Genomic DNA, 25,789 nt, shown 5'->3' on the forward strand with positions numbered 1-25,789 from the left:
CCTGCACTCATTCGCTACTCGGGGGTGACCTATGTGACATTTGTTCGGGGTGGCGTTAGTATATGGAAGACCTGCGTGTGGCTGTCGCGTGGGCATGGCTACAAGCACTCGCCGTCGTGTGTTGGCGAGGGTGTGCTTGGCGCGTTCGTGTAGTGGACGTGTTGTGGCCGTGCTAATGACGTGTCGTTTCCACCACCGTGAGGTAGAACATGAAATCTGAAGACGCAATCGTTGACGCCTTCTACGAGAGCGAGGACGACGTCCCCTCCAAGAAGGGTATCTGGCGCCTCTTCGTCTACAGTGCTATCGGCGCTTTCGTATTCTTCTTTCCCATTAGCTACGACGGAAAGAAATCCATCCCGCTTGACCACATGGTCACCATCATCCGCACCTATGCGGACGTCTTGGTGCCTTGGTTCATCCTGGCGCTGGCGCTCTACGGCACGGTGCGCAGCATCGTGAATAAAAACTGGAAAGAAGGCCCGCTCCAGGCGGTCTTTACTGCGCTCAACGTGGTGGGCCTGGTGGTCTCCTTCCTGATGGTCATCGGAAAGCTTCCCGGAGTGCTGGGCAACGAGGACATCGTGCCCTTCCTGTGGAACTCGATTGCCACGCCAGTCGGGCTCATCGTGCCCATCGGCGGCGCGTTCTTGGCCTTGCTCATCAGCTACGGCCTTCTGGAATTCGTCGGCGTATTCATGCAGCCCATCATGCGCCCGCTGTGGCGCACGCCGGGGCGCTCCGCCATTGACGCGGTGGCCTCCTTCGTGGGCTCCTACTCTTTGGGAATCCTCATTACTGACCGCGTGTACCAGCGCGGCGGCTATACCGCGCGTGAGGCTTCCATCATCGCGACGGGCTTCTCGACGGTCTCCGCTGCCTTCATGGTGATCGTCGCCAAGCAGCTCGACCTTATGGATATGTGGGGCATCTACTTCGGTGTCTCCCTCGTGGTGACCTTCCTGGTCACCGCGATTACCGTGTGGATTCCGCCGCTGAGCAGGATTCCTGATGATTACATCGATGGTGTGGAAGCGGATCCGGAAAAGCCGGTGAAGGGCAATTTCTTTAAGGCCGCGTGGCGGGAAGCGCTGCTGGCGCTGGACCGCGCGCCGTCTTTGGGCGCTGCCATTTGGGAGAACCTGCGCGATGGCGTGCGCATGGCGTCGGCGATTGTGCCCTCCATCATGTCCGTGGGCCTGATTGGCCTGCTGCTGGCTAACTTCACGCCCCTCTTTGATTGGCTGGGCTACCTGTTCTACCCGTTCGCGTGGCTTGTCCAGCTGCCGGAGCCGGAGCTGGCGGGCAAGGCCGCTGCTATGGGTATTGCGGAGATGTTCCTGCCGGCGACGGCCGTGGCGGGCTCTGAAAGCATGGTGCTCAAGTTCGTCATCGGCGTGGTGGCGATTTCCGCCATCATCTTCTTCTCCGCGCTGGTGCCGTGCATTCTGGCTACTAAGATTCCGATCAAACTCTGGCAGATCGTGGTCATCTGGTTCGAGCGCGTGGTGCTGACCATCATTATTGCGACGCCGATTGCCTTCCTGGTGACTTAGCTGGGACTTGTACGAGGGCTCACTAGAATGTGGGCCCATGAGTACCTCCCGAGTCCCGGCGGCGCGCAATGCGCTGGAGATCCTCCGGCTGCTGTCCACTATCGACGTGCCGATTTCCGCCGCGCGCATCCGCAGTGAGCTGAACCTGCCGCGCTCCACGACTTACCACCTGCTCAAGGAGATGGTGGACGCGGGCTTCGTTGTGCACCTGCCGGAGAACCAAACCTATGGGTTGGGGCTCGTTGCCTATTCGATGGCTGCTGCCTACGCCACGCAGCAGCCCCTCGTGCGGGTAACCCAGGGGCACCTCGAGCGGATTGCCAGCAGTGTCGGGGGTTCGGGGCACCTGTCGCGTTTGGCGGGCTCGGAGATTCTCTACCTCAACGAGATTCGCGCGCCGGGGGCGCTGTCCTTGGTGACGGAGAGGGGAGTGCGGCTGCAGGCGCAGCGCACGGCCTCCGGGCGGGCGATGCTGGCCCTGCTCCCGGAAGCGGAGTGGCGTGCAGCATTCGTCCCCGGTTCTTTAGGTTTTGGGGAGTACAAGGAAATCTTGCGCCAGGTGCGCGAGCGCGGCTGGGCCGAAGAGGTTGAGGTGGTGGCGCGCGGGCAGGCGTCGGTAGGCGTGGCGGTGGTTGACCACGTGGGCAGGCCCGCGGCGGCGCTGGCGGTGACCTTCCCGGTGGGGACTGCCGACGCCGCCGACGTCGCCCAGCAACTGCACGCTGCAGCGCAGCAGGTGGCGGAGAGGATGTACGGGCGCCGCTAACTGGTCGTGCGCGGGGTATTGGCGCGCCGGGCAGCCTGTTGTACTATGAGCGCAACGCGTAAGGCTGTCGCGCGTATCACTATTTTTCTATTCTTGTGAAAGCAAGTACGTGTTTTCGCGTGCCTTCTTCCCTTCCACGCGGGTGGTGGGGCGGGGTACCACAGCGACGTCAAAGGAGCCTTACATGTCTAATTCTTATCCCTCCACCGTGACCGTGGGTATCGGTGCGCTGAGCATCGAGGAGGTCGTGGCCGTTGCGCGCTATGGCGCGAAGGTGGAGATCTCTGAGGATGCCCTGGCGGAAATCGCCTCCACACGTGAGCGTGTCGAGGAGCTGGCCCAGGATCCGACTCCGGTCTATGGCATTTCCACCGGCTTCGGTGCCCTAGCGCGCCGCCACATTCCGGAGGAGATGCGCGCGCAGCTGCAGCTTTCGCTCGTGCGCTCCCATGCGGCGGGCACAGGCCCGGAGGTTGAGCAAGAGGTCATTCGCGCGCTCATGCTGTTGCGCCTGTCTACCCTGTGCACTGGGCGTACTGGCGTGCGTCCGGTGGTGGCGGAAACCTATGCCGCGGTGCTTAACGCGAACATTCACCCGGTGGTCCGCGAGTACGGTTCCCTGGGATGCTCCGGTGACCTTGCGCCGCTTGCGCACTGCGCGCTGGCGCTGTTGGGTGAGGGCGAGGTGCGCGTCGATGGCGGCGAGGTCACCCCGGCCGCCGAGGCCCTATCCGCTGCGGGTATCGAGCCGCTCAAGCTGCGGGAAAAGGAAGGCCTAGCACTGATTAACGGCACCGATGGCATGCTGGGCCAGCTCTGCCTGGCCATTACAGACTTGCGTGAGCTGGCCAAGACCGCCGATATCGCCACCGCGATGACGGTGGAGGGCCTGCTGGGTACCTTGGTGGTCTTTGCCGATGACCTGCAGCAGCTGCGCCCGCACCCAGGCCAGGCAGATGCTGCGGCCAATATTCTGCAGGTCGCAGAGGGATCGGAGATTCTCGCGTCCGCTCTCGAGGAATTTAAGAAGAAGCAAGTCCAGGACGCCTACTCCGTACGCTGTGCGCCGCAGGTGGCTGGCGGTTTCCGCGATACCGTGGCGCACACAGCAACGGTTGCGGAGCGCGAGCTGGCCGCGGCCGTCGACAACCCGGTGGTGGCCATGGACGGGCGCGTGGTCTCCAACGGCAACTTCCACGGCGCGCCGGTGGCCTATGCGCTGGACTTCCTGGCCATCGTCGTGGCGGACCTGGCCTCCATCTCTGAGCGCCGCACCGATCGCTTCCTCGATGTTGCTCGCAATCGCGGCCTCAATGCCTTCCTGGCCGATGACCCAGGCGTGGACTCCGGCCACATGATCGCGCAGTATGCGCAGGCGGGCATCGTCTCTGAGCTCAAGCGCTTGGCCAACCCGTCTTCGGCGGATTCCATCCCGTCTTCGGCCATGCAGGAAGACCATGTGTCCATGGGCTGGTCGGGTGCGCGCAAGCTGCGCAAGGCCGTGGACGGCCTGCAGCGCGTGCTTGCCATCGAAATTCTCACCGCCGCCCGCGCTATTGATATGCGCGAGGGCCAGCCGGCCAAGGGTACCGGCGCGGTCATCGATGCCCTGCGCCAGACCGTCCAAGGCCCGGGCACCGACCGCTACCTCTCTCCGGAGATCGAGGAGACCGTGCGCCTGGTCAAGGAGGGTGCGCTGGTGGCTGCGGTAGAGGGGGCCGTCGGCACGCTGCGCTAAACACCTCCCGCCCCATGGCATGTGCCATGGGGCCTTCTCTTGCCGTCTTATTTCCAAAAATGCAGACCTGGAAGTGCAGACCTGCTGGTCGTCGCAAAGCACTGCCTTGCGCTGGACGACGCCCACCTGCATGAATGCACTTCCAGGTCTGCACTTTTAGGCTGGGCACCGGATTACAGGTAGTGCGGCGGAGGTGAAGAACGGAAGCCTATCTGTGGCGAGGCACACAAAGCTGGGTTATGAGTAGTGCATGAACAATGAACAACTCTTTAGCTTTTTAGACCAGCACCTTATCGACCTTCGGAAGCTGCCCAATGATGATCCCCGGTGGAAGAAGGTGCATGCCGGCAAGGTGGCCAAACTGGCGTGGTGCTTCGTGCTGCCGATGGTGCATTGGCACGAACTCAAGCCGTGGCAGAAGGAGACCGCGAAGGCGTACGTGCTCGGGTTGACCTTGCCCAAGGCGACATTAGTGGGAAAGTCCGCCGCCCTTATTCACGGCATTCCGCTGGTTGTGCCGCCGACCGAATGGGAGGCAACGTTGCCTTCGAACTCGGTACCTCCACGATCTAAAGCCACTGTCCGTTATCGCCGCATGGACTTGTGCGGTAAAGAGACGGTGGTTCACGGGATTCGCGTGTCAACCCTGGAGCGCACGGCCATTGATATTGCGCGGTTCTATGGATTTGAGGAGGGGCTCGTTGCCGCCGATGACGTGCGGGCGCGCAATGTTGGCCAGTTCTGGATCAGTGAGACGCTCGGCGCTATGGGGAGAGTTAAGGGTGTTGCCGCCGCGCGGCGGGCGGTTGCTGAAAGCGTCAATTGCGCGGAGTCACCGTGGGAATCCTATGCCCGTGCCTTGATTCTTGCGGCGGACTACCCGGAGCTGCGCTGGGTCAAGGCGCAGTATGTGATTGAGAACTATCGAGCGGATCTGGTCATTAATGGGTGGCTCGTGATTGAGATTGACGGAAACGTCAAGTACCGCTTCGAGGCCGAAGAGGTAATTCGCGCGGAGCATCGGCGCCAGCAAGCCATCCTCAACAAGGGCTACATCGTCTTGAGGTTTAGCCCAGAACAGTTGAGTTCGCGGCCTGACTATTTCCAGGAGACGGTGGGCAAGCACCTGGCACGCGGCCCGCGCTTGTAAAAGTGCAGACCTGGAAGTGCAGACCTGCTGGTCGTCGTAAAGCATTGCCTTGGCGCTGGACGACGCCCTCCTGCGTGAATGCACTTCCAGGTCTGCACTTTTGGGTTGGGCTCTGGGTTGCAGGCAGCGCGGCGCTGAAGTGCCTGTCAGGCGACAGTCTTGTATCTGAGACAGGCGGGCAAAAAGAGCCCTAGAAGTTGGTGCTGCGTCACAGTAGCTTCTGATGTGTGACGCTGACCAAGCCCCACAAGGGACAGCCCCGGGCAACCGGCCTTGGGGGTTTGGAAGGGCGTCGAAAAGCACGAGCGAAAGGAAGTCATGTCTGAACCCCGCGAAGTACGCGCCCCGCGCGGAACCGAAATCACCGCCAAGTCTTGGCAGACCGAAGCCCCGCTGCGCATGCTCATGAACAACCTCGACCCCGAGGTTGCCGAGCGCCCCGAGGACCTCGTAGTCTACGGCGGCACCGGCCGTGCAGCCCGCAGCTGGGAAGCATTTGATGCCATCGTGGAGTCGCTGAAGGATCTCGAATCCGACGAGACCCTGCTGGTGCAGTCCGGCAAGCCGGTCGGCATTTGGAAGACCAACGAGTGGGCACCGCGCGTGCTCATTGCGAATTCCAACCTGGTCGGTGACTGGGCTAATTGGGAGCACTTCCGCAAGCTCGAGGATGAGGGCCTGATGATGTACGGCCAGATGACGGCCGGCTCCTGGATCTACATCGCCACCCAGGGCATCCTGCAGGGTACTTTTGAGACCTTCGCGGCCGTGGCCAAGAAGCGCTTCAACGGCACGCTCGCCGGCACCTTCACCCTGACCGGTGGCTGCGGCGGTATGGGCGGCGCGCAGCCGCTGTCCGTGACCTTGAACGGCGGCGCCTGCCTCATCGTTGACGTTGACGAGACCCGCCTGAAGCGCCGTCAGTCCAAGCGCTACCTCGATGAGGTCGTTACCGACCTGGATGAGGCCCTCAAGCTGGTGCTCGACGCCAAGGAGAACAAGAAGCCGCTGTCCGTCGGCCTCGTGGGCAATGCCGCCGAGGTCTTCCCGGAGGTGCTGCGCCGCCAGCGCGCGGGCGAGTTCACCGTGGATATCGTCACGGACCAGACCTCCGCGCACGACCCGCTGAGCTACCTGCCCACCGAAATCACCGTCGAGGATTGGCACAACGAGGCCAAGGCAGATCCGACCACCTTTACCAAGAAGGCCCGCGAGGCCATGGCGGCCCAGGTCCAGGCCATGGTGGAATTCCAGGACGAGGGTGCTGAGGTCTTCGACTACGGCAACTCCATCCGTGATGAGGCCCGCAAGGCCGGCTACCAGCGCGCCTTCGAGTTCCCGGGCTTCGTCCCGGCCTACATCCGCCCGCTCTTCTGCGAGGGGCTCGGCCCGTTCCGCTGGGCAGCGCTCTCCGGCGACCCGGAGGACATCAAGGTCACCGACCAGGCACTCAAGGAGCTCTTCCCGGACAACGAGCACCTGCACAACTGGCTCGATGCTGCCGAGGAGTACGTGGAGTTCGAGGGCCTGCCGGCGCGTATTTGCTGGCTGGGCTACAACGAGCGCCACAAGGCGGGCCTGCTCTTCAATGACTTGGTCAAGGAAGGCAAGATCAAGGCCCCGATCGTCATCGGCCGCGACCACCTCGACTCCGGTTCCGTGGCCTCCCCGTACCGCGAGACCGAGGCCATGCTCGACGGCACCGATGCCGTGGCCGACTGGCCGCTGCTCAACGCCATGACCGCAGTCTCCTCCGGTGCTACCTGGGTATCCATCCACCACGGCGGAGGCGTGGGCATGGGCCGCTCCATCCATGCGGGCCAGGTCACCGTGGCTGATGGCACCGAGCTGGCTGCCGCCAAGCTGCGCGCGGTGCTGACCAACGATCCTGGCATGGGTGTTATCCGCCATGTGGATTCCGGTTACACTCGCGCCAAGGAAGTCGCCGACGAGCGCGGCGTGCGTATCCCGATGGAATTCAAGGCCCGCGACTAGACAAGAGAGGAATCGAAGATCATGGCCACCCTGTTTACTGGAATCTCAGAGCTGCGCACGGTGTCGGAGGCCGGCACGCTTGCCGACGCCGCCCTTATCGCCAACACCGACGGAACCATCGCCTGGATCGGCCCGGCCTCCGAGGCGCCGGACGCCGACGAGAAGGTCGACCTGGGCGGGCGCGCAGTTCTGCCGGGCTGGGTGGATTCCCACACTCACATGATCTTCGATGGCGACCGCTCCGCCGAGTTTGAGGCCCGCATGGCGGGCGAGTCCTACCAGGCCGGCGGCATCGCCGTGACGATGGACGCGACCCGCTCGGCGGGGGAGGAGCGCCTGGAAAAGCTCTTGGTGGAGCGCATCGCCGCTGCCCGCCGGGGTGGTACGACGACCTTGGAGACGAAGACCGGTTATGGTCTCAATACCGAATCCGAGGTGGAGGCCGCTCGCGTGGCGGCCCGCCACGTCGATGATGTGACCTTCCTCGGCGCGCACCTCGTGCCGCCGGGAGCAGAGGCCGAAACCTACCTCGACGAGGTTGTGGGCCCGATGCTCGACGGCGTGGCCGAGCACGTGCAATGGATTGACGTCTTCTGTGAGCGTGGTGCCTTCGACGAGGAGCAGTCGCGCCGCGTGCTGGAGGCGGGCAAGGCTCGCGGACTTGGCGTGCGCGTGCATGGCAACCAGCTCGGCGAGGGGCCCGGCGTAGCACTCGCGGTGGAGTTGGGCGCGGCCTCCGTGGATCACGTCAACTACCTCAGTGATGCGGATGTTGAAGCGCTGGCCTCCTCCGAGACGGTGGCCACGCTGCTGCCGGCGTGCGACCTGTCCACGCGGGAACCGCTGGCGCCGGGGCGCAAGCTTATTGATGCCGGCGCGACCGTCGCCATCGCCTCCAACCTCAACCCGGGCACCTCGTACACCTCCTCGATGAACTTCTGCGTGACCACGGCCGTGCTCCAGCAGCACCTCACCCTCGATGAGGCCATCGCTGCCGGCACGCTGGGCGGTGCCACCGCGCTGCGCCGCCAGAATGTTGGCGAGGGCAAGGACGCGCAGGGCCGCCCGGCCAAGGGTTCGCTGGTGGTCGGCGCTGCCGCGGACCTGCATGTCCTCGATGCCCCGAGCGCTATCCACCTGGCTTACCGCCCAGGCATGCCGATGACCTGGAAGACCTTCGTCGGCGGCCGCGAGGTCTAGAGCGTAAAGTCTTACACTCTAGAGTGCAAGACTTTGCAGTCTGCGGTATTCTGCAGACATGATGTGGACGGTCGATGAGCTCGAGGACTACCTCGAGCACTGTCGCCTCCTACAGTCGGATACGACGACCGTGGAGGTGAAGTCAGGGCGCGGCGGAATGCCTCAGTCCCTGGGGGCTACGCTGTGTGCTTTTGCGAATATGCCGCGTGGCGGCACCGTCATCATTGGAGTGGCGGAACCCGACTTTGCGGTGCACGGCGTGGACGATCCCGGAGCCATCGAAAGCGCCCTGGCGGATCAAGCACGCACCCTCGCGGAACCCGCGCCCTTCATTGAGACTCAGACCCTCTACGTCGAAGGGCGTGCTGTCGTGCTTGGTCACGTTGAAGGTGTGCTGCCACACCAGCGGCCGGCGCTCTATCGGGGGCGGCCCTACCTGCGCATGGCGGATGGTGACTACGTTATGAGCTCCAATGACCTCCGCATGGTCGAGGTGGATAAGCTGCACGCGCGCGAGGCCATTGCCTATGACTCAGCGCCCGTTCCTAGGTCAAGCCTAGAAGTTTGTGATGATTCGGTGCTCAAGGAAGCAGTGGCGGAGCTGCGCAGCGCCACCCCTCGTTTGCGGGATGTCAGCGATACTGAGCTGCTGGAACTATTCCGCGTTGTCGATTCCCAAGGGCAGCTGAGCGTGGCCGGATTGTATGCTCTGGGGCGCTTTCCACAGGGGTTCTTTCCCGACCTGCATATTTCTGCGGCCGTGCAATACCCAGCGGGGGAGGAAGGACCGCGCACCCGGAACTTGGAGGAGTTTTATGGACCCGTCCCGGATCTGGTGGATGGAGCCGTGGCGTGGGTGCGCAGGAATATCGACACCGATTTGGTCTACGGCACGGATGGCCACTTGCGCGAGGTTCCAGAGCTACCCCTCGAGGCTGTTCGTGAAGTCATTGCTAATGCTGTGGTCCACCGCGACCTCGGCCCAGAAAGCTTAGGTGCGGGCAAGTTTGTCACTGTCCGGCTGACCCGCCAAGCTTTGATTGTGACTAGCCCCGGTGGATTGCGGGGTATCTCCGTGGAAGAGCTCAGGGGAAAGATGCTGTCACCCGTCGCTGTGAACCCGCGACTGTACACATTGAGCACGAAGCTGCGGCTTGAGGACGGCGAGCGTGTTATCGAGGGCCAGGGCGGAGGAATGCGGGTGGTCTTTGAATCGCTTCGAAAAGCCGGATTGCGCCCGCCCACTCTCATCGATACAGGAGTGCGCTTCACCGTAATCCTGTGGCGGTCAAGGCGAGGCGATGGCGAACATGACGCGGCACCGCACGGTGCTCACGCTTCCTCTCTGTCTGCTCCGAAGCCTGCGAGCATAGGCAGTGAGGGCAGTGTGGTGGAAGATGGGCTCGTCGCCAAGCTCGGCGGAAACCCAGCCCTTGTGCTTGCTGCACTACGCCGGAACGGCGAGCTCTCGCTCGTGGACATCGTGAACAACACGCAGCTCACCCGCGGCCAGGTGCGTTACGCGTTGGGCAAGCTCATCGAGTCCGGGCACGTCACGATGCGCGGCAAGCACGGTGACCGCGCCACGCGTTACGCTGCGAAGGAGTAGCCCGAGGCGGAAAAGCTCGGGTAATTCAGCGGCGAAATAGCTAATTGGGTGCCGGTGCCGTACTCTGGTCTGAGCAATGAGCATTACCGATAACGCCACCGGCGGCGTAAACGAGCCGGAAGAATTCAATAAGTCGGAATCTCAGGAAAACTCGCAAGGTGGCGAAGCATTGGACGCTTCGCAGGTGTCGAACCAGGACACCGGGGCTGCGAATAACCCTGAGGACACCGGCGCTGAAGAAACTTCAGCCAACGACAACTCCCAGGGTTTTGCACACCTCGGCCTTCCCGATGACGTTCAGGAAGCCGTGTCCAAGGTGGGCTTTACCAAGCCATCCCCAATTCAGGAAGAAACCATCCCGATCCTCATGGAGGGCCGCGACGTCGTCGGTCTGGCCCAGACGGGTACGGGTAAGACCGCGGCCTTCGCTCTGCCGGTTCTCTCCCAGATTGATACCGAGGCCCGCTACCCGCAGGCTCTGGTCCTCGCGCCCACGCGCGAGCTGGCCCTCCAGGTAGCGGACTCCTTCCAGTCTTTCGCCGACCACTTGGGTCGCATCGAAGTTCTGCCCATCTACGGTGGCCAGGCTTATGGCATCCAGCTCTCCGGGCTGCGCCGTGGCGCCCAGATCATCGTGGGCACCCCGGGCCGCGTCATCGACCACCTGGAGAAGGGCTCCCTGGATATCTCGCAGTTGCGCTTCCTCGTCCTCGATGAGGCGGACGAGATGCTCAACATGGGCTTCCAGGAAGACGTCGAGCGCATTCTTGAGGACACCCCAGAGGACAAGCAGGTCGCACTCTTCTCGGCCACCATGCCGAACTCGATTCGCCGCCTGTCCAAGCAGTACCTCAACGACCCTGCCGAGATCACGGTGAAGTCGGAGCGCCGCACGAATGACAACATCACGCAGCGCTTCCTGCTGACCCCGCACCGCCACAAGATGGATGCCTTTACCCGCATCCTCGAGGTCATTGACTACGACGCCATCATCGTCTTCTGCCGCACCAAGCACGCGACCGAAGACGTGGCCGATAGCCTCAAGGAGGCCGGCTACAACGCTGCCGCCATCAATGGCGATATTGCCCAGCAGCAGCGTGAGCGCACCGTCGATCAGCTTAAGGATGGCCGCCTTGACATCTTGGTGGCTACCGACGTTGCCGCCCGCGGTCTCGACGTGGACCGCATTACCCACGTGGTCAACTACGACATCCCGAATGACACCGAGTCCTACGTGCACCGCATCGGCCGTACGGGCCGTGCTGGCCGCACTGGTGAGGCCATCCTGTTTGTCACCCCGCGTGAGCGTCGCATGCTGCGCTCCATCGAGCGCGTGACCAACGCCCGCTTGGAGGAGATGGATCTTCCGACCGCGGATGAGGTCAACGCTAAGCGTAAGGAGAAGTTCTTCGCTTCCATCGGCGCTTCGCAGGAGGACAAGCAGTTCGAATTCTTCCGCGACATGGTGCGCGAGTACTCCGCAGCGGAGAATGTGGCGATGGATGATATCGCCGCGGCCTTGGCCGTGCAGCTGCAGGGCGGGACGGACTTCCTGCTCAAGGAGCGCCCGGTGACTAAGAAGGACCGTCGCGAGCGCGATCGCTTCGAGCGCGACGGCCGCGGGCGTGACCGTGATCGTGGTCGTGACCGCGGTGGCCGCGACCGTGACCGCGGCCCGCGCCGCCCGGATGGGGACTTTGAGACGTACCGGCTGGACGTCGGCAAGCGTCAGAACGTGCGCCCGGGTGCGATCGTGGGCGCGCTGGCCAATGAAGGTGGCCTGACCTCCAAGGACTTCGGCCGCATTACCATCGCGGTGGGCCACACCTTGGTGGACCTTCCGAAGAACCTGGACCCGGCAGTGCTGGACCGTCTGAAGGACACCCGCATTTCTGGACAGCTCATCAAGATTCAGAAGGATACCGGCCGCCCGCCGCGCCGGAACTACGATGACGACCGCGGTCGAGGCGGTTACGGAGGACGCGGACGCGGTGAGCGCGGCGGATACCGTGACCGTGACCGCGGTGGACGTGGCCGCGACCGTGGCGGTCGCCGCGGGGGCTGGCGCGACTAGGCTCCGCTAGGCGCCGCAGCGGCCCCAACGCTGCACGAGAAAACCTCCCAAACTCTCACTGAGAGCTTGGAAGGTTTTATCTGTTGAGGCCTAAACCGAAGAGTTTAGACGTACATCAGGATGGCGCAGACAACCCACAGCAGGTTGAAGATACCGGAGAACATCGCCAGCTGCTTCTTCAGCTTGGCCACATCGGCGCTGCCCGGGCTGGCAATCGCAGCCATGGCCTGGTTCTGCTTCGGGATAACCACGACGAGCAGAATGACCCAGGCGATGACGGAGAGCAGAAGGGCAATGTGGAACTGGACCTGAGACTTGTAGGCAGCCAGGTCAGTAAGGAAAACAGCCAGGCCGATGACCGGAACGATGGCGGAAATGTAGCCATAGGTCGAGGTGATCTTGTTGAGGATGCCGGCGGCACCAGCGGCCGAAGCATCACCGGCGCCAGCCTTTGCCAGCTGGGCAGGGAAGGCGGAGGTGGAGATACACACGGTACCGACCAACAAGATGGCAGCGAAGGCGTGAAGGAAGATGAGCAAGCTTGTCATGGGGAGTGCGCTTTACCTTTCTGTACGGGGCTTTTCCCAGCGAAAGTCTAACGGTGCTGGGAGATGAAATCGAATCGGCACTGGTGGCGCATGACCACATAGTCGCGGGAGGGAAGCGGGAGTTGGTACTTGCGCGCCACCGCAGCAAGGCGCAGGGAATAGTCGCAGCGGTTGGCGGGCGGAAGCCAGTCCGCCGGCAGGGAATCGGACTTGGCTTGGTTCAAGTTGCGGGCGGTGGCAACAAGGTTGAGCGGATCGTTGGCGAACGCCATCTTCTTTTCCCGCGGCCAGGTTGACGCGCCGAGATCCCAGGCTGCTGAGAGCGGAAAGACGTGGTCGACTTCGACGCGCTCCGCCGCAGGTGCGCGGGCATAAGGATCGAAGAGGGTGCCGTCGATGGTCTGCGCTGCTTTGACGTTATCGCGGGTGCCCGGCGCCCAGCCGCCGAAGTCATCGCGGTCGTAGCCAGAGACCTCCACACGCGCAGGCACGGTAGCCACACCCAGGTCCGGGCCGGGAAGGAGATGGTAGCCGCCGTAGGCCACCGTGGCTATGGAGAGGAAACCGATATAGGCCGCGCGCAGGTTCATGCACTTTTAGACTGCACGTGGCGTGGAGGGGTTCCTGAAGGGCTCGGAGGGGCGTCGCCAAGCACGCAATTAGGTGGGTTGTGATGTCAACAAAACTTGACAAAATAAGAATAGTTTTAATAATTAGCTTGGTAATAGATTAAGAATGTCAAAATTACTGATCCCGCTATCACTGCTAAAAGAAAGGAAACGCAGTGAAATCTCCGCTCCCCATTCTTGCTGCGACATGTCTCGTTGTTGCAGCAAGCCCTCTTGCCTTTGCGCAGGACGTCGCGCCGGAACTGCCGGAATCTGCACTCGCCGAGGAAGCCCTCAAAGACCCCATAGCAACGGAGAGCCCCAACGAATCCGGTGACATTAAGGATGCCGCCGAAGAGTTAAAGAATTACTCCACAGCACCAGCACCTGGTGGTAACAGTCCGGTCGGTGATGAATACTCGGCCTTCTACCACGATGCTGTAGATCTGGAGTCATCCACCCCCGGCCAGCTTTTCCGTTCCGCGCCTGTTCGCAACCCGGCGAATACCCTCGGAATTACAAATATCGGCCCCTACAAGGCCCAGCGCATCCTGTATTCCTCTACCAACCGCACGGGAGAGAAAACGGCAGTCAGCGGCATTGTTATTGAGCCCAAAGCAGCATGGACGAAGCCGGGACCACGCCCGGTTGTAGCATTCGCCCCTGGTACCCAGGGTGTGGCAGACCGCTGTGCGCCGTCGCGCAAGATTGCTGAAGGCGTGGGGGATTATGAGCAGTTCTTCTTCGAGCAATACTTGAAGAAGGGATATGCGGTGGTGGTGACAGACTATGAAGGTCTTGGTACCCCAGGAATGCACACTTACATGGACCGAATCTCCCAGGGGCATGCAGTCTTGGATAGTGCGCGTGCGGCACAGCAGCTGAACGGCTGGGATATTAGTGGTGACAACCCCGTGTTCATTAACGGCTATTCGCAGGGAGGTGGGGCAGCGGCATCAGCAGCGGAACTCTATGATGACTACGCGCCTGAGCTTAACGTCAAGCTAGCAACGATTGGTGCTGCACCCGCGGATCTGACGTTGCTGCCGCCGGCTCTCGACGGCACGCTGTACTTCCTTTTTGAGTCCTATGCGTTGTTGGGCTTGAGTAACTCCTATGGCGAAGACCTGTACGCTCATCTCAATGAGAAGGGGGCTGCAATTCTCAAGCGCGCCACCAACACCTGCACCCTGGGGCTGGCTGGCTTTTCAGGAACCACCATTGAACAGATCAGCAATGAGGGCAAGAGCGTTGACCAATTCATTGCTACTGCGCCCTATGACCGAATTCTGGCGGACCAGCACATTGGTTACGATGCGCCGTCGATTCCGGTGGTGGTTACGCACGGCCGCGGCGATGACGTGATTCCTTTCTCCACCGCTGAGCAGCTGGTTGAGCAGTGGACTTCGCGCGGTGCAAACGTGACCTTTATTCCGAATGATGCCCGCTCCCACGTGGCTGGTACCGTCCCGCATATTACGGAATCCGTCAAGGCTATTGAGGCAGCGCTGTCTTAAAAGGAAGGTGTCTCGGGCACCTCAGTTCACAAGACAAACCCCTCGCCGGAGCTTAGTGATGAACTAGCTCGACGAGGGGTTTAAAAGTAGGAGGGGGGAGGGGCCGAAGGCTACTTCTGAACCTTCTCCGCGGCCTCCTCGAAGTCCAAGTCATCGTTTTCTTCAACGAGCTTGGCCAAGCGGGTAGCCTCCTCGAATTCCTGGATGACCTTCTCATCCGGAGCCTTGGTAGCAAGGGAAACACCGACGGATACGAGCAGAGCGGAGATGAAGCCCGGAACCAACTCGTAAAGGGTATCGCCCAGCGGGCTCATGCCCCAGCCGATGGCCACGACGGCACCGGTGATCATGCCGGCGATGGCGCCGGTGGAGTTGAGGCGCTTCCAGTACAGCGACAGCAGCACCAGCGGGCCGAAGGCGGAGCCGAAGCCGGCCCAGGCGAAGCCGACCAGACCCAGAATCGAATCCGACGGGTTGATTGCCAGCACAGCGGCGACGATGGCGATGGCCACGACGGCAGTACGGGACAGGTTGATCAGGACGTTCTGGCTTGGCTTCTTCTTAGCGAAGATGAGGTAGAGGTCCTCAATGAGGGAGGTGGAGACCACCAGCATCTGGGAGGACATCGTGGACATGATGGCTGCCAGAACAGCGGTCAGAACCAGACCAGCAAAGAGCGGGTGGAACATGACCTGAGCCATGTCCAGGAAGATGGTCTCGTAGTTCTCCTGGTCGGTGATGGAGTGGTTGGTCTCAGTGAAGAAGACCGTGCCGGAGAGCGCGACGAAGATGGCTCCGATCAGGGAGATGCCCATCCAGCTCACACCGTAGAAGCGGCCTGCGCGGGCGTCGGAAGGCTTGCGCAGCGCCATGAAGCGCACGATGATGTGCGGCTGGCCAAAGTAGCCCAGGCCCCAGGCCAGGTTGCCGATGATGACGGCAGCGGATACACCGGAGAACAGGGAGAAGTAATTGGGGTTCTCAATCACGCCACCGGTGGCGTAGGGGTTCTCAGCGGCGAAGCTGAAGATATCGCCCGGGTTGTCCAAGGAGAAGAGCACCATGATCGGCACGATGATGAGGGAGGCGAACATGAGCAGGCCCTGGACGGTATCGGTGTAGGACACCGCCAGGAAGCCACCGACGAAGGTGTAGAAGACCGTCACGGCTGCCACGACGAGCATGCCGACCATGTAGTCGCCGCCGAAGCTGGACTCGAAGTAACGGCCGCCGGCCACCATGCCGGAGGAGACGTAGAAGGTGAAGAAGAAGATAATGATGGCCGCCGCGATGATGCGCAGCAGGCGCGACTTATCGTGCAGGCGGTTTTCAAAGAAGGAGGGCACGGTAATGGAGTTGCCGGCAATTTCGGAGTAGGAGCGCAGACGCGGCGCGACCCACTTCCAGTTGGCCCAAGCACCGATGAGGAGGCCGATCGCCATCCACAGCTCGGACATACCGGTCAGGAACAAAGCGCCAGGCAGGCCCATGAGCAGCCAACCCGACATATCGGAAGCGCCGGCGGATAGGGCGGCTACGAACGGGTGGAGGCCGCGGCCGGCGAGAACGTAGTCGTCGTACTCATCCGTCTGCTTGTAGCTCCAGAAGCCGATAGCGGCCATGGCAAGCAGGTAGATGATCATCGCAACGACATACCAAGTGGAGTCTTGCACTGATCTCTCCTTGAGATTGAGATTAAAAAATAGGACCTAACCACGCTAACGAGGCACAAGCTCCTACCCAACTGAAAATTGGCTGGTTGACCAGTATTTGGTTACCTTGGTCACAGCTTATTGTACGGTCTTACTGGTGTTACGTCGTTATGTAACGAGACTATAACGATTGTCTATTTAGGCAGGATTCGGGAACTTTCTGCGACCCCGTCCCCAAAAGGCGTGCTGCTAGACTGGCCCCTATGGCTTCTTACCTGCTGCATGGCCTCTGGCTGCCCGTCTCCGGCCTGAGTCTATGGATCGAACAGGTCGAAGGGCACAAAATCATCATGCCCTCAGCAGTCCCAGGGGGAACCTTCCCGGATGTGGTCGATAGCATCCTGAGCAAGAAGACCTTCCGCAACCGCGCGCGAGTCTCCCTGCGTACGCCGAAGGGCAAAGATGTTTCCCTCATGGTGCCCATGGCTATGTTCGCCCCAGATGAAGCGGTAGAAACATTGGCCAAGCTGGAATACCTCGACACCGATAGCCAAGCGGCCACCCCAGAGCAGCGCGCGACCATCGCGCCGGATCTCCTGTGGCTCATCCGTGCTTATCGTGGCCTCTTCCGGTTTGTTCGCGCTGGCCGGGTGACCATCCGCCTGTCCTATCAAGCCGGTGAGTGGTACCCCATGTGGCAACTGGCCTCCGGTTTGGGCGAGCGCAGCTGGCTGGCGGAGATGCTAGCCTCCGCGCCCGGCATCCTCTCCATTAATAACCGGGCTCTCACTGATGATCTGGCGGATGAGCTCACGCACTGGATTGCCTACACCCAATTGCGCCCGCAGATCGATGCCCCGCGCGCAGCACCCTGGCATGATTTCGCTCAAGCACTGTTGAGAACTTCGCCCGTGAAGAAGGGGCGAGCGCAGTTATTGCGCGGGCTCAACGAGTGGAAAGACTCCATTACCTCTGTAGATCTTCAACTGGTCTTCCTCGTCGAGGAGCCGCCAAATGATTCTGTCTCCGTCGAGGATGCAGCATGGCCTATTCGTCTGCTGGTTCGCTCCGGCACGGATTCGCCGCTGCCGGTGCGGCAGGACCAGTTGGATCGGGGGAGCGTCGAGAAGCTGCGTGAAGCCCGTCGCCACGCCTTCGATGTGGCCCCGCGGCTAAAGTACAATTCCGCCCCGGCGAGCCGACATGCGGGTGATTGGGACGTCTACCTGACTACCGAACAGCTCGTGGATTTTGTCACCCACGACGCCGCTGCCCTGCGTAAGGCCGGTTTTACCGTCCTGTTGCCCAAGTCTTGGTCCCACATGGAGACCAAGGCCAAGCTGGAAACCACGGAGGTGCGTGATCCGGCTGATGCCGCCACCAAGGCGCACATCGGCATGGAGAAGCTGTTCAGCTATGACTGGAAACTTTCGGTGGGGGATACGCAGCTTACCGACGCCGAAATGCACGAGCTCATCTCCTCCAAGTCCGGCCTGATTCGCCTGCGCGGCGAGTGGGTGATGGCGGATACACAGGCTTTGAACAAGATCTCGCAATACATGCGCGAGTTGGCCGATACCGCCCGCCAGCGCGCCCTAAAGGAGCTCGAGCAGCTCGCCGCGACCGCCGAGATGGCCCGCCAGCTGGAACAACCCGGCTGGGAAGAACTTGTGGCCGAGGTGGAACGCCGCCGCAAGGAATTCAACGAGGGTGAACAAGAAGAAGCGGTCACGCTGGCGGACCTGCGCGAGATGGCCTTGAAGTCGATGGCGGAGGACCCCGTTGCCTTCACTGGCTCCGAGTGGCACACCTCGCTGCTTGGCGGGCTGGATAGTACTGCGCCCGACCGCGTGGAGATCCCCGATACGGTCCATGCCGAGCTGCGCGAGTACCAGCGCCGGGGCGTCGACTGGCTGTATTGGATGTCCCGCAACAACATCGGCGCGGTGCTGGCGGATGACATGGGTTTGGGCAAGACGCTGCAGCTGTTGTCCCTGCTGGCGGTAGAGAAGGCTGCCCATGAGACTGAGGGGGAAGCGGAGGCGTGGAAGCCCACCCTAGTGGTTGCCCCGACCTCCGTGGTGGGCAACTGGGCTAGGGAAGCCAAGCGCTTCGTGCCGGACTTTAAGGTCATGGTGCAACATGGCACCGGGCGCCTAAAGGGCGAGGAGCTGGTCACGGCGGCGCAGAACGCCGATATCGTCATCACCTCCTATGGCACGGTCAGCCGTGACTTCCTGACCTTGAGCAAGGTGGAGTGGGACCGCGTGGTCCTCGATGAGGCCCAAGCGATCAAGAACGCCTCCACGCGCTCCTCCAAGGCCGTGCGCGCCATCCCCTCGCGGCACCGCGTGGCGCTGACCGGCACGCCGATTGAGAACCGGCTGTCGGAAATGCGCTCCATCCTGGACTACTGCAACCCCGGGATCCTGGGCTCAGCTTCCTTCTTCCGCAACCACTTTGCCAAGGCCATCGAGCGCGAAGGAAGCGATGTCATGGCGGAGCGCCTGCGCCTGCTCACCGGCCCGTTCATCTTGCGCCGCCTCAAAACGGATCCGAATATCATCGATGACCTGCCGGAGAAGTCCGAGCAGATTATCACCGTGCGCATGACCGATGAGCAGGCCGCCCTCTACAAGGCCCTGGTCAATGACGTGGAACAGGCCCTGGCAAAGAAGAAGGAGGGCATCTCGCGCCGTGGCCTCATCTTGGCGTCACTGACCCGCATCAAGCAGATCTGCAACCACCCAGCGCACTTCTTGGCCGATGGCAGCGCTGTCACCATCAAGGGCAAGCACCGCTCCGGCAAGGTGGAAGAACTCATGCGGATCATCGACCAAGCCATCGAATCCTCGGAGCGCGTGCTGGTCTTTACCCAGTACAAGGCTTTCGGTGACGTCCTCCAGCCCTACCTGTCTGAGCAGCTGGGCTGCGAGATTCCCTTCCTCCACGGCGGGGTGAGCAAGAACCGGCGCGACCAGATGGTGGAGGAATTCCAGGCCGATGATGGCGCACCCGTCATGCTGCTCTCGCTCAAGGCGGGTGGTACCGGGTTGAACCTCACGGCGGCGTCGATTGTCGTGCACATGGACCGCTGGTGGAATCCGGCGGTGGAAAACCAGGCCACGGACCGCGCCTTCCGCATCGGCCAGCAGCGCAACGTACAGGTCTACAAGATGATTACCGCCGGTACTTTGGAGGAATCCATCCAGGACATCCTCGACGGTAAGACGCAGCTGGCCGGTGCCGTCGTGGGCGAAGGCGAGGGCTGGCTCACCGAACTGAGCCCCGAGCAGCTGGCGGACCTCATGAGCTACAGGGAACAGGAGAAGTAAATGGCACCAAAGAGTCCTGAGGACAACAACGTCATCTACGCCAACTTCGGCACCCGCAAGCGCGTGAGCACTCCGGAGGAGGTCAACCGCGTCGACCGCGTGCGCACCATGCAGCCGGCGGCCACGCGCCTGCTCAACTTTGTCAACCAGCAAACGGATTCCGGCCGAATTCGCCGCGGGCGCCAGTACGCCACGGAGGGCCACGTCGTGGGCCTCGATGTGCGCAATGGCGCGGTGCACGGAAAGGTCGCGGGCTCCCAGAACGAGCCTTTCGCGGTGCTCATCCAGGTGCCCTACCGCAATAACGAGGACATCGGGCGGCTGTCGGAGATGTTCGCGCGCACCCCGAACTCCGTGGCGCAAGCCAGGGAGGGCATGCTTGCCGACGCCTCCCTCGACATCCTCATCGCCGAATACCCCGACGACCTTCGCTTTTCCTGCACCTGCCCCGACCCGGAGTACGTGTGCAAGCACGTCGTGGCGGTGGCAGACCGCCTCGCGGCCCGGATGGATGCCGATCCTTCCGTGATTTTTGCCCTGCGCGGACTCGACTTCGCGCGGCTCGAGCAAGCGGTCATGGAGCAGGCCAAGGCGGCCTCGGAGGACTCGTTTTCCGCTTCTGCGGCCGCTGAAATCTCGGCCGAGGAACGCAATGCTTTGTTCTGGGAGGGGCGCGAGCTGCCGCCGTTGCCGGAGCCGAAGACCGCTCCTGCGGTGGATGATTCCGACCCGGAACTGTTGCGCAAGGCCATGCGCTCCGTCAGCCATACGAACATAGATTTGCTTCGGGCGGTCTCCGATGTCGAGGACCTTTACTATCATCTGACGCACTAGACATTGCCACCTTAAGGGGAGGGGCTCACACGCCCAGCCCTGGACCACGTTGTAGGGAGTTTGCATGGCCGCGGTCACGTTCATCCACACCTCCGATTTTCAGCTGGGCATGACCCGCTGGTTTTTAAGTCCCGCGGCGCAATCGCGTTTTGATGATGACCGCGAGGCGGCGGTGTTGCGCCTGGGGGAGCTGGCCACCAAGACGGGTGCCGAGTTCATCGTCGTGGCCGGTGACGTGTTTGAACACAACTCCTTGAGCAAGTCCACGCTGCTGCGGGCGAAGGATATGTTCAAGCGCCTGCCGGTTCCGGTCTACCTGTTGCCCGGCAACCATGACCCTCTCGTGGCGGATTCCATCTTCTTCAACTCCTTTGCGGATAACGTGCACGTGATTGCTGATTCGGAGCCGATTGCGGTGCGCCCGGGCGTGGAGATCGTCGGTGCTCCTTACCTGTCCAAGCGGGCCAACTATGACCTCGTGCGCCGCGCGCTGGAGCCGCTGCCGCCTGCCGAGGAGGGTGCGGTTCGCATCGCGGTGGGCCACGGCCAGGTGGAATCCCGCGCGGGCGAAGGCGAGGACTCGGATGCGGATACGATCGACCTCGCCTTCGTGGAGGAGTGTCTGGATAAGGGGGTTATCGATTACTTGGCGCTGGGGGATACGCACTCCACTGAATCCTTGGGCCGCTCCGGCAAAGTGTGGTTCTCGGGCAGCCCAGAGACCACCGCTTTCGACGATAGGGAGCGCGATTCGGGCAACGCCTTGGTGGTGACCGTTGAGGGGGATCGGGTGGACGTCGTCAAGCACCGCGTTGGCCGTTGGGACTTCCGGGCGATTGATGCGGACATCGACTCCATGGAGGATGTCGAGGGCTTCCTCAAGTTTTTGGACGCGGTGCCGGAGAAGATTCGCACCGCAGTCAAGTACAGCCTGCGCGGCACCGTGGGCTTGAGCGCGCAGGCCCGTTTGGAGCAGGGCCTAGCGGAGATGGAGGAGGTCTTCGCCTCCCTCAAGCCCCGCGAGAGAACCATGGATCTGCATCTGGCGCCCTCGGAAGAGGAGCTCAGCGAGCTGAGTTTGAGTGGGTACGCCGCGGATGCACTAGCGGAGCTGCTTGAGGATCTAGATAATCCCGCCGCCCGCGACGCTGCCAACCTGTTGTTCCGCCTCAGCGCGAAGGGAGTCTAAACCATGATGCAGCTGCATTCTGTGGAACTGAACAATGTCCGGGGCGTGGAGCATCTGGAGGTCAAGGACCTCCCAGAGACCGGGGTGGTGGTCATCGGTGGGCCGAACGAAGCCGGCAAATCCACGCTGGTGGAGGCCATCGATTTCGTGCTTACGGAAAAGCACACGGCCAATTCCAAGCCGGTGCGGGCGCTGCAGCCTGCCGGCCGCGACGTGGGGCCTGAGGTCACACTGGAGGCGACCGTGGGGCCTTACCGCTTCCGCATTCGCAAACGGTGGGTGAAGAAACGCACGTCGGAGCTGCACGTTTTCTCCCCGCGCCCGGGCCAGTGGACCGGAGCCGAGGCGGATGGGGAGTTGGAGCGGATCCTCAGTGAGAACGTGGACCGCGCGCTTCTCGACGCCCTCTTCGTCCGCCAGGACGACAACCACCAAGGCATCGCCGCGGTGGGCATTCCTTCCCTGACCGCGGCGCTGGAGGAGCAGACCGGAGCGAGTGCCGCGGCGGAAGACTCCGAGCTGCTCACGCGCATCGAGGCGGAGTACAAGGAGTACTTCACCGCGAAGACAGACAAGTCGGCAGGAGACTATAAGGCTGCCATCGCCGCGCTAGCGGATGCTGAGGAGAAGCACGCTGCCGCCGAGGCAGCGCTGCGCGAGCTCGACGGTGTGGTGGAGCGCTATGAGGCTGCCGAGCTGAAGAAGAAGGAGGCTGAAGCCGCTCTGCCGGCGGCCGCGGAAGAATGCGAGCGCCGTGACGGTGAGCTGGTCGCCGCACGGGCTGCCCAGGAGAAGGTCACCGCGCAGGAGGCTGCAGTGACTCGGGCGGCGGAGGCCGTGACGCGCGCGGAGGAGGAAGCGGAGCGCCGTAAAGCTGTGGTTGCTGAGCATGCCGCAGCCGTAGAGTTAGCAGAGCGCGCCGCCGCCGCGGTTGTGGAAGCCCGGGAGCGGACCGAGGAAGAAGCCGCCGCCCGCACGAAACTAGAAGAAGAGCGCGCCGAGGTCCACAAGCGCTACGAGGCCGTGCGCGAGGAACGCCAGCGCGCCCGCCGCGCGCAGCAGCGTGCTGAACGTGAGGCCCTGGGCACCCGACTCGAAACACTGAACAAGCTGGAAGAGACTTTGGCGGCCCGCCGCCGTGAGCTGGCGGCGACTCCCGACGTACCGAACCTTCAGGCCTTGGAGGACGCGGCTCGCGAGGTTACTGTCCAGGAGCGCCTGCGGGCAGCTGCGGCGGCCAAGCTTTATTTTTCCGGTGAGGGCTCCTTTGTCGTCGATGGCGAGGAACGTGCGCTGGAGAACGGTCAAGAACTGGCAGTCGAACTGCGCGAGGGCACCACGCTGAAGGTCGGTGACATCACCGCCCGCTATGCAGCCGGTGCGGGCGATAGCGGTGAGGAAGGCGTGGAGAAGGCCCGCGTGGAGCTCGCACGCCTGCTGGAGGATGCCGGGTGCGACGACCTTGAGTCCGCCCGCGCCACCCACGAAAAGCACGCGGAGCTGGCCTCCGCCACGGATACTGCTGCCCGCGAGCTTCATGCTGCGCTGGGTGGGGAGGACCTGGGTGAGTTGCGTGCGCGCTTTGAGGCGGGCGCGGCCGATGCTGAGGACGCCGAGAAGGTGGGCGGGACTACTGAGGACGACGCAAAGCCGCGGGAGCTCGACGTAGTGGAGCGTGAGGAAGAGGAGTTGCGCAGGAAGCTGGATGAGCTTGATCGCGCCCTGGCGCCCTACCGCGAGAACAAGGCGGGCGCGGCACTGGAGGTGGCTATGGTCCGTGCGGAGGAGGCCACCGCGCAGCGCGATGCCAAGGCCGCGGCAGTGGCGTCGGCGCGTGCCCAGCTTGCTGATGAAGGCGTGACCGCCGCTATCGAAGCAGCACGGACCGCGTACGCTACTGAGAAGAAAGCGCTGGAGGAGATGTCCGCCGTCGATGTCGACACCGCGGAGCAGTTGGCGCGGGGAGCGCATACGCACGTTGATTCCCTGAATACAGCGGTCAATGCGGCGGTGGGGGATATGCGTGAGTTCCGCGGGCTTATCGATATGCACTCGGGCGCGGCCGAAAACGAGGAGAAGGCCGCTGCCGAACTCGACGTTGCTCGTGAGCGCCACGCTGCCATCCAGCGCCGCGCGGAGGCCGCGCGCTACCTGCGTTCGCTCATGCTGCGCCATCGCGATGCCGCCCGTCAGCGTTATGCCGCGCCTTTCGTCACTGCACTCAACGGACTAGCCCGCACCGTGTTCGGCGGTGACGTGGACTTCGAGCTTTCCGAAGAGCTCAAGGTCCAGGCGCGCAGCCGCAACTGCGAAACCGTGACCTTCGACGCGCTCTCCGGCGGCGCGAAGGAGCAGTTGAGCATCTTGACGCGCTTTGCCATCGCCCAGCTGGTGTCCAGTGAACCGGTACCCGTCGTTATCGATGACGCGCTGGGCTCCACCGACTCGCAGCGTCTCCAGCTCATGGCGGCACTGTTTACAAAGGCAGGGAAGACAACGCAGGTCATCGTGCTCACCTGTATGCCGCAGCGCTATTCCTGGGTACCCGGGCGCATAGACCTGGACATGGAGAGGCTTAGGAATGCTTAAGAGCCGGAGTGTAGGGTAAGTGCCATGACAGCGGATATTCGATGGCTCACCGGCAGCGAGCAAGAGCTGTGGCGCCAACTCCTGGCCAGCATTCGCAAGATTAATCGCGGCATGGAGGAAACCCTCTTGGCCTGCAGTGATATCTCGGCGGCCGAATTCTCGGTGCTCGTTTCGCTTTCGGAGGCACCCGAGCATACCCTGCGCCTGCGCGATCTGTGCACAGAATTGGAGTGGGACCGCTCCCGCGCTTCCCACCAGATCACCCGCATGGAAAAGCGTGGGCTCGTACGCAAAGAAAAGTGCGCAGGCGATGCCCGCGGCGTGGAGGTCGTCATGACGCGGGCCGGCCGTGAGCGACTTGAGGCGGCGGTGCCGGAGCATGTTGAGTCCGTGCGCCGCATGGTCTTTGACCATCTGGATCCCGCCGATGTTCCGGCGCTTCTGCGCTTTTGTGAAGGCGTGCTCTCGGAGAAAAACCTTCCGGGCTATGACGGCTTCGTGCCGGATGAGCGCCTGGGCACTCGTGACCACTAGCTGCGCCCACCGGGGTAGAGTAGGCCCCGTCCGTTTACGCACCAGGAGGTGACCCGTCCACATCATGATGGGACAAGAATTGTTCGAGCACCCAGAGCGCCAATACACCACGTACGTCATCACGCCGCTGAAGGAACTCAGCGTTCAGGTAGGCTCCGTCGAGGACTTGGAAGAGCTCAGCGAGGAGCAAACCGCCGCACTTGAGCACGCCCTCGAACAGCACCCGGACGGGGCTCTGACCTTCGATGATGCCTCCCAGTTGTGGATTATCGGCGCGGAGGATGACATCGAGCGCATGTTTCAGGATCGTGAGGACTTCGTCGAAGCGCTCAACAACAATGAGGACCCTGGGGTCTAGCCCACAGTCGGTGTCATACTAAAGGCGGATAGCGGCCGAAATATCTGCGTTTAACTACGGTCAGCTCTGCATAAACTGCTAAGATACTCTGTGTTAATGGGCGAGCATCCCACACGCCACCACGAGACGGTTTCCGCGAAAACTTCTCAGGCACAGGGAGCTAAGTGAAAGGACTAAACATGATCGTCGAGCGCGATTTGGCTCAGGAGCAGCGCGAAGCAGCTGCCCGTGACAAGGCTGATGGCTGGGTTTCCGTCTTCGTTGAGTGGATTCCCTCCATGCTTCTTTCCGTGGTGATGCTGGGAGCTTTGATGTTCGGCATGTACTACGTCGAGCACGGCACCCTGGACATCACCCAGCCGATCGTCAACCAGCACATCACCCAGTAGCCTGGTTCGCCTCCTCGCTGCCGTCCAGCGGGGAGAATAGCTTGACTTGAGCCCCAGCAGAATTTCCTGCTGGGGCTTCGTCCTTCTCACCTGCCGCAACACTCAACCTGTTCCTTTGCGCCGAAAGCCATTGCGGTTCGGGAAGGGC

19 protein-coding genes are annotated in these 25,789 nt (G+C 62.3%); 16 read left to right on the plus strand and 3 right to left on the minus strand.

Annotated features, from left to right (window positions below):
* Window positions 1-209: 209 nt before the first annotated feature.
* The 8 genes from HMPREF2806_RS00155 to HMPREF2806_RS00190 all read left to right on the plus strand — a co-directional run bounded on the left by HMPREF2806_RS00155 (window position 210) and on the right by HMPREF2806_RS00190 (window position 12,088).
* Entirely contained in the window at window positions 210-1,556 is a 1,347-nt protein-coding gene (locus HMPREF2806_RS00155) for a YjiH family protein (protein WP_070515527.1), read from the plus strand.
* Window positions 1,557-1,593: 37 nt separating this feature from the next.
* A complete protein-coding gene (locus tag HMPREF2806_RS00160) occupies window positions 1,594-2,322 on the plus strand; it encodes an IclR family transcriptional regulator (RefSeq protein ID WP_049155142.1) in 729 nt (242 codons plus the stop codon).
* 184 nt (window positions 2,323-2,506) lie between these two features.
* Complete coding sequence (gene hutH / locus HMPREF2806_RS00165) at window positions 2,507-4,060, plus strand: histidine ammonia-lyase (RefSeq protein WP_070515528.1); 1,554 nt, start codon at window positions 2,507-2,509, stop codon at window positions 4,058-4,060.
* A 250-nt stretch (window positions 4,061-4,310) separates the two neighbouring features.
* Window positions 4,311-5,210, plus strand: coding sequence for an endonuclease domain-containing protein (locus HMPREF2806_RS00170; RefSeq protein ID WP_070515530.1), 900 nt, complete (start codon window positions 4,311-4,313; stop codon window positions 5,208-5,210).
* A 318-nt stretch (window positions 5,211-5,528) separates the two neighbouring features.
* A complete protein-coding gene (locus HMPREF2806_RS00175) occupies window positions 5,529-7,205 on the plus strand; it encodes a urocanate hydratase (RefSeq protein ID WP_049155138.1) in 1,677 nt (558 codons plus the stop codon).
* A 21-nt stretch (window positions 7,206-7,226) separates the two neighbouring features.
* Window positions 7,227-8,405, plus strand: coding sequence for an imidazolonepropionase (gene hutI, locus HMPREF2806_RS00180; RefSeq protein ID WP_070515532.1), 1,179 nt, complete (start codon window positions 7,227-7,229; stop codon window positions 8,403-8,405).
* Window positions 8,406-8,463: 58 nt separating this feature from the next.
* On the plus strand, window positions 8,464-10,014 hold the full coding sequence (locus tag HMPREF2806_RS00185) for an ATP-binding protein (RefSeq protein WP_070515534.1): 1,551 nt from the start codon (window positions 8,464-8,466) through the stop codon (window positions 10,012-10,014).
* A gap of 76 nt (window positions 10,015-10,090) precedes the next feature.
* On the plus strand, window positions 10,091-12,088 hold the full coding sequence (locus HMPREF2806_RS00190) for a DEAD/DEAH box helicase (RefSeq protein WP_070511516.1): 1,998 nt from the start codon (window positions 10,091-10,093) through the stop codon (window positions 12,086-12,088).
* A gap of 104 nt (window positions 12,089-12,192) precedes the next feature.
* Here the strand turns inward: HMPREF2806_RS00190 and HMPREF2806_RS00195 are convergent, their stop codons facing one another.
* Window positions 12,193-12,636, minus strand: coding sequence for a hypothetical protein (locus tag HMPREF2806_RS00195; protein WP_046648900.1), 444 nt, complete (start codon window positions 12,634-12,636; stop codon window positions 12,193-12,195).
* Window positions 12,637-12,683: 47 nt separating this feature from the next.
* Window positions 12,684-13,226, minus strand: coding sequence for an HNH endonuclease family protein (locus HMPREF2806_RS00200; RefSeq protein WP_070515537.1), 543 nt, complete (start codon window positions 13,224-13,226; stop codon window positions 12,684-12,686).
* A gap of 194 nt (window positions 13,227-13,420) precedes the next feature.
* Here HMPREF2806_RS00200 and HMPREF2806_RS00205 point away from each other — a divergent pair, with 194 nt between their 5' ends.
* Window positions 13,421-14,761: a lipase family protein gene (locus HMPREF2806_RS00205; protein WP_049155126.1), complete on the plus strand. Its 1,341-nt coding sequence runs from the start codon at window positions 13,421-13,423 to the stop codon at window positions 14,759-14,761.
* 110 nt (window positions 14,762-14,871) lie between these two features.
* Here HMPREF2806_RS00205 and putP read toward each other — a convergent pair whose 3' ends face one another.
* Window positions 14,872-16,434 carry a sodium/proline symporter PutP gene (putP, locus tag HMPREF2806_RS00210; RefSeq protein ID WP_046648903.1) on the minus strand — a complete coding sequence of 521 codons (1,563 nt, stop codon included), beginning with the start codon at window positions 16,432-16,434 and terminating at the stop codon, window positions 14,872-14,874.
* Window positions 16,435-16,676: 242 nt separating this feature from the next.
* Between putP and HMPREF2806_RS00215 the strand changes: the two genes are divergently transcribed.
* From HMPREF2806_RS00215 to HMPREF2806_RS00245, 7 genes are all read left to right on the plus strand, one after another.
* A complete protein-coding gene (locus tag HMPREF2806_RS00215) occupies window positions 16,677-19,748 on the plus strand; it encodes a DEAD/DEAH box helicase (RefSeq protein WP_070515539.1) in 3,072 nt (1,023 codons plus the stop codon).
* Window positions 19,749-20,582: an SWIM zinc finger family protein gene (locus HMPREF2806_RS00220; RefSeq protein ID WP_070515540.1), complete on the plus strand. Its 834-nt coding sequence runs from the start codon at window positions 19,749-19,751 to the stop codon at window positions 20,580-20,582. It abuts the gene before it with no gap.
* A 64-nt stretch (window positions 20,583-20,646) separates the two neighbouring features.
* Window positions 20,647-21,771 carry a metallophosphoesterase family protein gene (locus tag HMPREF2806_RS00225; RefSeq protein WP_070515542.1) on the plus strand — a complete coding sequence of 375 codons (1,125 nt, stop codon included), beginning with the start codon at window positions 20,647-20,649 and terminating at the stop codon, window positions 21,769-21,771.
* A gap of 3 nt (window positions 21,772-21,774) precedes the next feature.
* Entirely contained in the window at window positions 21,775-24,360 is a 2,586-nt protein-coding gene (locus HMPREF2806_RS00230; protein WP_070515544.1) for an AAA family ATPase, read from the plus strand.
* A 24-nt stretch (window positions 24,361-24,384) separates the two neighbouring features.
* Entirely contained in the window at window positions 24,385-24,894 is a 510-nt protein-coding gene (locus tag HMPREF2806_RS00235) for a MarR family winged helix-turn-helix transcriptional regulator (protein ID WP_070515546.1), read from the plus strand.
* A 64-nt stretch (window positions 24,895-24,958) separates the two neighbouring features.
* Window positions 24,959-25,252, plus strand: a complete 294-nt coding sequence (locus tag HMPREF2806_RS00240; protein WP_070515547.1) for a molecular chaperone GrpE — start codon at window positions 24,959-24,961, stop codon at window positions 25,250-25,252.
* A gap of 164 nt (window positions 25,253-25,416) precedes the next feature.
* Window positions 25,417-25,641, plus strand: coding sequence for a hypothetical protein (locus tag HMPREF2806_RS00245; RefSeq protein ID WP_232745215.1), 225 nt, complete (start codon window positions 25,417-25,419; stop codon window positions 25,639-25,641).
* Window positions 25,642-25,789: the final 148 nt, after the last annotated feature.

Origin of the sequence: Corynebacterium sp. HMSC076G08 (genome assembly GCF_001811515.1) — a bacterium.
In the GTDB taxonomy this organism is placed as follows: Bacteria; Actinomycetota; Actinomycetes; order Mycobacteriales; family Mycobacteriaceae; genus Corynebacterium; species Corynebacterium hiratae.